At 44.8% G+C, this 9,216-nt stretch carries 9 protein-coding genes, 1 pseudogene and 1 other annotated feature; of the genes and pseudogenes, 1 reads left to right on the forward strand and 9 read right to left on the reverse strand.

Annotated features, from left to right (window positions below; all coding sequences use genetic code 11):
• Positions 1 to 20: 20 nt before the first annotated feature.
• Entirely contained in the window at positions 21 to 1,031 is a 1,011-nt protein-coding gene (locus BTW01_RS14170) for an LLM class flavin-dependent oxidoreductase (protein WP_162103592.1), read from the reverse strand.
• A 317-nt stretch (positions 1,032 to 1,348) separates the two neighbouring features.
• Between BTW01_RS14170 and BTW01_RS14175 the strand changes: the two genes are divergently transcribed.
• Positions 1,349 to 1,759 (forward strand): hypothetical protein, encoded by a 411-nt coding sequence (locus tag BTW01_RS14175; protein ID WP_162103593.1) that lies wholly within the window; start codon positions 1,349 to 1,351, stop codon positions 1,757 to 1,759.
• Positions 1,760 to 1,843: 84 nt separating this feature from the next.
• Here BTW01_RS14175 and BTW01_RS14180 read toward each other — a convergent pair.
• The 8 genes and pseudogenes from BTW01_RS14180 to BTW01_RS14215 all read right to left on the reverse strand — a co-directional run.
• Positions 1,844 to 2,184: pseudogene (locus BTW01_RS14180) on the reverse strand (LysR family transcriptional regulator substrate-binding protein); the annotation flags it as partial.
• A 91-nt stretch (positions 2,185 to 2,275) separates the two neighbouring features.
• Entirely contained in the window at positions 2,276 to 3,616 is a 1,341-nt protein-coding gene (locus BTW01_RS14185) for an amino acid permease (protein ID WP_162103594.1), read from the reverse strand.
• A gap of 69 nt (positions 3,617 to 3,685) precedes the next feature.
• Positions 3,686 to 3,921: a binding site (T-box leader), on the reverse strand.
• 99 nt (positions 3,922 to 4,020) lie between these two features.
• Positions 4,021 to 5,055 (reverse strand): glycosyl hydrolase family 18 protein, encoded by a 1,035-nt coding sequence (locus tag BTW01_RS14190; protein ID WP_162103595.1) that lies wholly within the window; start codon positions 5,053 to 5,055, stop codon positions 4,021 to 4,023.
• Between the two features lie 106 nt (positions 5,056 to 5,161).
• Complete coding sequence (gene lutC / locus BTW01_RS14195) at positions 5,162 to 5,884, reverse strand: lactate utilization protein LutC (protein ID WP_162103596.1); 723 nt, start codon at positions 5,882 to 5,884, stop codon at positions 5,162 to 5,164.
• Positions 5,884 to 7,323, reverse strand: coding sequence for a lactate utilization iron-sulfur protein LutB (lutB, locus tag BTW01_RS14200; protein WP_162103597.1), 1,440 nt, complete (start codon positions 7,321 to 7,323; stop codon positions 5,884 to 5,886). The genes lutC and lutB overlap by 1 nt, the downstream gene beginning before the upstream one ends.
• A 26-nt stretch (positions 7,324 to 7,349) precedes the next feature.
• On the reverse strand, positions 7,350 to 8,066 hold the full coding sequence (gene lutA, locus BTW01_RS14205; protein WP_162103598.1) for a lactate utilization iron-sulfur protein LutA: 717 nt from the start codon (positions 8,064 to 8,066) through the stop codon (positions 7,350 to 7,352).
• Between the two features lie 174 nt (positions 8,067 to 8,240).
• Positions 8,241 to 8,858 carry a DUF2812 domain-containing protein gene (locus BTW01_RS14210; RefSeq protein WP_162103599.1) on the reverse strand — a complete coding sequence of 206 codons (618 nt, stop codon included), beginning with the start codon at positions 8,856 to 8,858 and terminating at the stop codon, positions 8,241 to 8,243.
• Positions 8,855 to 9,184, reverse strand: a complete 330-nt coding sequence (locus BTW01_RS14215; protein ID WP_162103600.1) for a PadR family transcriptional regulator — start codon at positions 9,182 to 9,184, stop codon at positions 8,855 to 8,857. Before BTW01_RS14215 ends, BTW01_RS14210 begins: the two co-directional genes overlap by 4 nt.
• Positions 9,185 to 9,216 lie beyond the last annotated feature (32 nt).

Below are 9,216 nucleotides of genomic sequence, written 5' to 3' on the forward strand. Positions count from 1 at the left end.
CATTGCTTTTTTTATAGTTGTTATCTGTTGTTCCACACGTCCGCGACAATTTCAAACGAACGCATTCTGTCTGCGTGTTCATAGGTTTCGGAGTTAACCATGATTTCATCAGCCTGTGTCGTTTTAACAAAGTCTTCGAGCTTCGCTTTCACTTCTTCCGGACCGCCGACAATCGTAGAGCTCAGCTGCTCGTTGACCATCGCTTTTTCATATGGGCTCCAGATTTGATCCATATCCTCAACAGGCGGCTTAAGCTGATTCGGCGTGCCGCGGACAAGATCAAGAAATCTTTGATAGTGCGAAGTTGCAAGGTGCTGCGCTTTCTCGTTAGTGTCTGCTGCGATGATGGTGACGCCGACCATTGCATACGGTTCGTCAAGCACTCCTGAAGGCTTAAATGAATTGCGGTACAGCTCTAAAGCGGGAACCGTATTTGCCGGCGAGAAATGAGCCGCGAATGCAAATGGAAGGCCTAGTTCGCCCGCCAGACGGGCACTGAAGCCGCTGGAACCCAGCAACCAAATCGGCACATCTATGCCTTCCCCCGGAATGGCGCGGACTTGATTGCGTACATTCCCCGATGGTTTAAAATAATTGCGCAGTTCCTCTAATTGTTCCGGAAAATCTTCACCGCTGTTAATGTTTCTGCGGAGCGCTCTTGCTGTCAATTGGTCCGTTCCCGGCGCGCGGCCGAGCCCCAGATCAATTCGTCCGGGATACAGCGTTTCCAGTGTGCCGAATTGTTCAGCAATCACTAGAGAAGAGTGGTTTGGAAGCATAATGCCGCCGGAGCCGACGCGGATTTTTTTTGTGCCGCCGGCAATGTGGCCAATCAGAACTGCAGTGGCAGAGCTTGCGACACCTTCTATATTATGATGCTCAGCAAGCCAGTAGCGGTGATAGCCCCATTCCTCGGCACGGCGCGCCAAATCCATGCTGTTTCGGAATGATTCCGCGATCGTTCCTCCCTGAACAACCGGAGATAAATTTAAGACAGAAAGCAAGGTATCTTTGCGTTGGTTGTTAGACATATTGTTCTCCTTTGCAAATGTGTTATCAGTAAACAGCCTCAAGCTGTCAAGTATGATTGAAAGGACTTCTCTCACACCATAACATACCTGCATTCGGGAATAAAAGAATTTGATTCGATGGAATTCGAACAATTTCCAACTAACATAAAAAATTATTATAAATATAAGATATATAGTTTAGTTTTTATAAATACTAGGGCAAAATCCCGAATGCCCTTTTAACATAAGTGAAATTCCCTAAATTAATATAACCATTCTTGATAAACAAATGTTAAAATTGTTAATATAAGTAATGTTATAAAAGGAAGGAAGTTTCTATGTTAAAAAAAATCTTACTGACAGGGTTCACCACAATCTTATTAGCAACTTTAATTTTAGGCGGCAACACTAATAAAGCCTTAGCAGCTGATTTTTGGTCTGGTAATCAACGCTACTTAAATGTAAATGGATTTACTGATGCATCCTACTACACTAAAAAAGCAACAACCGTTGATTTTACTCTTGCATCACCGTATCCAGGAGCTAGTACATTTAAAGGAAACCTCTACTTACAACGAAAGTCCGGAAGTAAATGGAATACATGCAAAAAAACGACTTTTTCTTTTATGTACCGGGTAACTAAATCATTTTCTCTAAAAGGTTGTAAAACAGGCTATTATCGTGTTAAAGCTACCTTTAAAGGTTCTAAATCAACAAATACTACCAATACTTTTAAAATAAACCGATAATAATTAAGATATATATCTATTAGCAAAGGAGCTCAAAAAATGAGCTCCTTTATTAGCATTCTTATTTTCCCTCAAATAACAGCCCTGCGCCACCTCGATAAAGAGCTTAGCCGCTAGAGAAGCTTCCTTCAGCGACGGAACAGCAAGCTGCACATCACGGTATACCTGCGGGTCCAGAACCCGAGTGACCACATGCTCCGGCAGCGGCATGCCCGACATGGACATTTCTGATAAAATCGCCATACCAAGCCCTTCTCTGATCATACTGATCGAGGTCTTCATTTATAGACTTAGAAAGCGTGTTCAATGTAGCGCAGCGCCAGCCTGCCTGAACATGTCGTGAAAAGGTAATCTATTGCAGCCGTCACAGACGATCATCGGTTCATGATCGAGATCTTTCACGTAATGGCTGAACGGCTGCAAAGCGCAATAAGCCGCGGCGATCGATGTAAAGGTGAAGGCCGCACAATCATAAAAACCCCTCTTGTCAGATGTAACAAGAGGGGTTCTAATTTACTAATATTTGCGTCCTTTGACCAAATAAGCAACTGTAATCAAAAGGTAGATCGCCGCGGTGATAAGCGTAATAACTATTGACGTTGTCATGGTGACCCCGATTAGAATAGCAAGTAATGCAAGTACCGCAAACCATGTCGTGTATGGGAACCATTTCACATAATAGGCTGGTGTTTCTGTTTGATCTTTTCTCGATTTCAAATGAGCGAATCCGATGATCAGCCAAATGAATAAAACGGTATACCCTAATGACCCCATTAAGTAGTCAAATGTTTCGCTTCCTGCGAACAGAGAAATCAATACGCCAATATAGAGAAAAGAAGTACACATCAGAATCGCCAACATTGGTACGTTTTTCGATGAAAGCTTCGAAAAGATCTTCGGAAGCCTTCCATCGCTTGCCTGTGTAAATAAAATGCGTGATGATCCGTATAAACCTGAGTTCATCGATGAAATGATCGCCAGCAGAATGACTGCGTTCATGATATGATCCGCACCCGGAATGCCAACCATTTTAAAGACCATGACAAAAGGACTTTCCGGAACGGAATTGACTTGATTCCATGGAATCAGGCTGACGATGATAAAAAACGGCAGCAGGTAGAACGCGACAATCCGTGTCAGTGTGCTGCGGACAGCTTTCGGAACAACCTTTTCCGGATTCTTTGTTTCAGCAAGCGTTACACCGATAATTTCTGTACCGCCATATGAGTAGATTACGACAAGCATCGCCGTAATCAGCCCTGTGCCGCCGTTCGGGAAAAATCCGCCGTGTTCTGTCAGGTTTGAGAACCCAACAGCAGTATGATCGCCGAATGACACAAATAAGAGCAATAATCCTAAAATAATGAAGATAATAATAACGGTAATCTTGATCATTGCCAGCCAATATTCAGTTTCGGCGAAAAATTTCACAGAAAGCAAATTCACAATTGTGACGACGAGAGAAATTCCCAATGCCAGCATCCAAATCGGGCAGCCAGGCAGCCAATATTGAATAAAAATCGCAGCGACAACAGCCTCAGCCGCAATGTTAAGAACCCACATTTTCCAATATATCCAATCCAAGAAATAAGCAGCGTAATTTCCTAATACCTGCTGGACAAGATCCCGAAAGGTTCTGGCGTTACGGTTGCGCACAGCCATTTCCGCGAGCCCCTGCATAATAAACAGCAAAATAATGCCGCCGAGCAGGTAAGCGATTATGACAGATGGTCCTGCCACATCGATTGCTGAGCTGCTCCCTTTAAATAACCCTGCGCCGATTGCTCCGCCCAGCGCCATCATCATAATATGGCGGGACGTCATCGTGCGTTTTAACGTTTGATCGTTCTTTTTCATCCTCTTTTACCTCTCCTTTTCGTTTTTCAAAAACAAAAAAGGCCCGCCGTCTCTATCTAATCTAATAGATAAAGAGACGACGAGCCTTTGGCTGACCGCGGTACCACTCTTATTGATTCTTCATGAAGAATCCAGCTTTTGACCTGTAACGAAGGCTAGTCGTTAAAACATGGGGAATATTCAATCTATTCCGTTACGTCCTACCACTCCCGGGCGAGTTCAAAGAAGGACCAGGCTGCGTCGCACCATCCCGCAGTTCTCTGTTCTGATCACTTTCTTTTACTGCTCCCAATCTATGTGTTTTTAGTTTTCTGAAAAAATCAAATTTTAAGATCTGAATATATTAACATAATATACGTGCTTCTCATTTCCCTGTCAATAACTTCAGAGAAAAAAAGAATTTGTTATTTTGTCCCTTTTTGAATGGCTTTCCAAAAGGACTCTGACTCGTTTCCTAATGAATAGACTGAGACACCTGCTATTTTATATTGCTTTGCCAGATGGCTTTTCGTTTGAACGGTTTTTTCGTTTTCATACCACACGACATGTTTATGCTTCTTTTTGTCAACGTAGGAAAATGTCATCGAACCTGATTTTTTGTGGAATGCCGGCTTTGCTTTCTGCTTTTTGATGAGAGATTTGAGTTCATTCCATTCTCTCGCTGTGCTGCCGCTTCCGTCTTTGACATCCCAGTCATAGCCGTATGCGGGAATTCCCATAATGACTTTATTGGCTTTGATCTTTTTGACTGAAAACTGCAGGGAGCTTTTGATCCAGCTTGTGCTCGCCACTGATCCTGGATCGCCCCAAATGCCGTGTTCGTCGTAAGTCATGACTTGTACGTAATCCGCATATTTACCGATTTTCGCATAATCATACGGCCAACTCCAGCCATCTTTTTGATCATCGGCGCTTTTGGCGGGAACCGAAACCATTGCTTTGATCTGTTTCTTTTTCAAAGACTGTGAGACATCTTGAATGAAACGTGAGTATTTGGATCTGTCTTCTGGATTCACTGCTTCAAAATCGATATTGATACCGTAGTATGAGTGCTTTTTGGCCAGTGCTATCAGCTGATCTGTGAAACGTTTTTTCGCTGTTTTATTACTGATGACTCGACTCGCTAAATCTCCGTCAAAATCGGAAATGGCATCATTATAGTTTGAAATGACGGCCCATGTCTTGATTTTTGTCTTCTTCGCATATGTCAGCTGCTTAGTCGGGGCATCGCCAATGATATGTCCGTTTTTTTCAAACGCAAACGTATCTGTGGCGATGGAATTCATGTATGTATGATATTTCGCAAGAGAATTGTACGAGGCCGTATCACCAGTCGTGTAGCCTAATGTCATGCCGGCTGCCTTCGCTTCTGCGTTTGAATACATGAACAGAACAATCGCAATCGCCAGTGAAATCGCTGCGATCAGCCACTTTTTCATCGCATTTCCTCCTTTTTCAAGCCATACTCTTCTCATCGGCGAAAATATCAGAAATTAAAGTTTTTTCAAGCAAAAAACCCGGCATATGCTGCCGGGTTTTCTGAGATCAACGGTCAGAAACGAGAATGTATGCGGCTTTTACAGGTCCGTGCACCCCGACAACCAAGTCCATTTCAATGTCGGCTGAGTTGCTTGGTCCGGTAACATAGTTGATGCACGAGGGGACAGTGACGCCGTTCGCAATGTTTTGGCGGATGATATCGCTGGCTTGCGTCATTCTCGGCACGATGCTTGATTTCGGGACAATCGCAATATAGGTCGTTGGCAGAAGGCTGACAGACCGTCCAATGTCTTTTGAGGAAAAGAGGACAACTGTCCCCGACTCTGCCAGTGTGACTTCACTGAATGTGATTCCTACATTAGCTTGTTCCGCTTTTTTGATATTTTCTTCGCCTTTGGCGGCATCCCACTCCCAGACTGGGGTTCCATCGCTCGGCCAGTCTTTAGCGAGCAGGCTTTTTAGTCCGTATTCTTCAAAGCGGGGGTCCTTCGGAATGATGACAGGACCTCCTGAAAACCGGCTTACTTGCTCGCGGAGGGCATCGTAAAGGCCGGTTGAATCGGTTTCAATCAGCTCTGTATGGATTTTGACACAATGGTTTTTGAGAACTGCGACTAAATCATCCGCTGAATATCCTTCAAGTGTTCGATATTGCGGCTGGTGCGCCCACTCAGGGACTGCCACACCTCCTGTTCTTCTTTCACGGCCCAGGCGTGATGCGATTCTGTTTAAAAAGCTCTCCTGATTCTGAACGGTTCCTTTCGTCATCACTGCTCCTCCTTCGTAGGTTCACTTGTTTCCCTGTCAGTAAACCAGTCTCTGAATCGCGATTTGTGCGGTGCCGGGAAGTCGCGGATCTGTGTCCAGCTTTTGAGCGGGCCGGGCCCTTTCGAAATTTTTTCATCCTCTGTAAAAGGCGTCATGGCAGCCGGCGCCCATTTTGAGCCCATTTTATATAGCGACAAGGAGGATGTGCCAAGTCCGAACGCTTTCATGGCAAGCTTTTCACTGATCGGTGCTCTGCCTTCTTTTTCGACAATGTTCTGGCGATGCTTCAGAAGCAGCTCATGAAGCGGAATTTTGACCGGGCAGGCTTCAGAGCAAGCCGCGCACAATGAAGACGCGTACGGCAGTTCCTTATAATCGTCATAACCGCCGAGCAGGGGCGATAAAACCGCTCCGATCGGTCCCGAATAGATAGAGCCGTATGAGTGTCCTCCGACATGGCGGTACACAGGACAGACATTGATACAGGCGGCACAGCGGATGCATTGCAGCACAGACTGGAATTCCGTTCCGAGAATATTGGATCGGCCATTGTCAACAATGACAAGATGGAATTCCTCCGGTCCGTCCGCTTCCTCTTCCAGCTTTGGACCTGTCAATGCCGTAATATAACTTGTCAGCCGCTGCCCGACCGCACTCCTTGTCAGCATGCTGACAAGCACTTCAAATTCAGAAAATGATGGGACAATCCGCTCCATTCCCATGACGGTAATTTGTGTTTTTGGCAAAGTGCTGACAAGCCGTCCATTTCCTTCATTGGTCACAAGGCTGACAGAGCCCGTGTCAGCGATAGCAAAGTTACAGCCAGTTATGCCGATATCCGCTTCCAGAAACTTTTCCCGCAGGATGGCGCGCGCGTGCATGACGAGCTCTTCCGGTTTTTCTGTATGCTGATAAGCGAGCCTTTCTTTAAATACATCACGTATTTGCTCTTTATTTTTATGAAGGGCAGGCGCTACGATATGGGACGGCGGGTCATGGTCATCAATCTGCAAAATATACTCGCCGAGGTCGGTTTCGACGACTTCGCAACCTTCCTGTTCCAGCACCTCATTCAGATTGATTTCCTCTGTCACCATTGATTTTGATTTGACGATTTTCTTCCCGTTCTTCTTTTGGATGACATCGCGAATATAAGAAGACGCCTCTTCTGATGTTTTCGCAAAATAGACATGCCCGCCTCTTTTCGCCACATTTTCGGCAAGCTGGCCGAGATAGAAATCGAGGTTGTCAAGAACATGCTGCCTGATTTCCTCGGATAGCGAGCGCCACTCTTCCCAGTTTCCCAGTTCTTCGGCTGCTTCAAGACGCCTTGTCCGCAGACGCTCCTGCGCCCCTAAAACAGCACCTCTCATAAATTCATTATCAATCCCCTGTGATACTCGCTCTTTAAAAGCGTCAGTACCGATTTTCATCGCCATGATCCTTTCCCCCTCTGTATCCAGTTTTATCTGCTGTTAAGCACTTCGGCGATGTGCATCACTTTGACATTCTTGTCTTTTCGGTCAAGCCGGCCTCCGATATTCATCAAACAGCCGCAGTCAGCGCCAATCAGCACCTCTGCTTCCGTTTCCTCGATGCATGCGACTTTTTCATCGACCATCTGCTCAGAAATCTGCGCCATTTTGACGGAAAACGTTCCTCCGAAACCGCAGCAGTTATGTTTGCCAGGAAGCGTTGTGACTTCCAGGCCTTTCACATGGCTCAGGAGCTTCATCGGCTCCTCCCGAACCCCAAGAAGCCTTGTCATATGGCACGACGTATGTAAGGTTGCTTTTGTATGAAGGGACGCGCCGACATCCTCGACACCAAGGACATTTACGATAAAATCCGTCAGTTCATACGTTTTATCGGCAAGCTTTTGCGCTTTGTCTGCCCATTTCGGGTCATTCGCAAATAAGTGCGGGTACTCCCTGAACATTGTCGTGCAGGAACCTGAAGGGCTGACGACATATTCCGAATCCTCAAACGCTTCGATCATCCGTTTCATTGCTTTTTTGGCGTCATGCACATAGCCGCTGTTGTAAGCCGGCTGCCCGCAGCAGATTTGCCCTTCTGGAAAATCAACCTCACACCCAAGCCGCTCCAGCAGCTCAACCGTTGCTTTTCCGACATTTGTTTGAAACATATCAACAAGACAAGTGACAAAAAGTGAGACTTTCATGATGAACCCCTCTCTCATCCCCAATATATGATCAGGTCATCTGATGACCTGATTTAAGATAACTCTATGAATATCGTACACTATTCTGACAATGAAAGGAAAGGTTTTTCTGAATATCCCGACAATAAAAAACGCCTGCTTCACTTGACAGACGTTCAGGGCATTACACACTATTTAATGATCATACAGACACTTTCTGTACTTTTTATATGTTTTCATAAATAAATAAAAGAAGCTAAGAGTGCTAAAGAGAACTAGCCAGCCTGCTCCGCCTCTCATCAGTGCAATAGGTGTTTCAAATAAAAAGGCTCTAATAAATGCAGACCCGGTCTTGTCCCACAGACCCGGCGTATAATACAAACGCTGAGGATGGATAAATAAATCAATAGTCAAGGCATTGGTAGTATATAGAGTCAATATGAAGGATAAAAATATAAACGAAAGGATAAAGTACGATTGCAATAGGCGTTTATATCGTCCAGCCCTGGATTCTGTATCAGAAAAAATATCGTCTGATGCATGGGCATTCTCTTTTCTAAAATAATGCAGACCTTGTAAACTGAACAGATGTTTCCATCCGCTGTCTTCAAAAAGAGTCCGATACTCAGTAAAATCCTCCGGGTATGTAAAGGTGCGATAGTCGATTTTAACGGTAGAGTTGTCAGATGATGCTTCATCTGCAAAATGATAGGATAACAACCCTTTCCCTTTTAATTCGCATCCCTTATCTGCCATCTCATTAAGCCATTGCTCCTCTCTGTCTATATCCATGAAATATCTGTATTTCTTCACAGAATCTCCCCTTTTTTATGTAATTCCTGCCTCGTTATGGCAACCAGCCGCTCCATCCTCTCCATGTCCTTCCTTAACACATTTCTTCCAAGTTCAGTGATAATATATGTTTTTCTGCGGCGATCTTCACTTGGATAAGGCTCGATCAATTGATGCTTCAATACATTTTCGATTGCTCCATAAAGAGTTCCGGGGGCCATTTTCACTCTTCCGCCGCTAAGATTTTCAATATTTTTCATAATGATATAGCCGTGAGCTGGATGTAACAAAGATAAAAGCACATAGTAAACAGTCTCAGTCAGCGGCAAATAATTCTTTTCACTCATATAACGACCTCCACTATTCAGTATTACTGTAT

The organism is Bacillus sp. SKDU12, assembly GCF_010093085.1.
Classification (GTDB): Bacteria; Bacillota; Bacilli; order Bacillales; family Bacillaceae; genus Bacillus; species Bacillus mexicanus.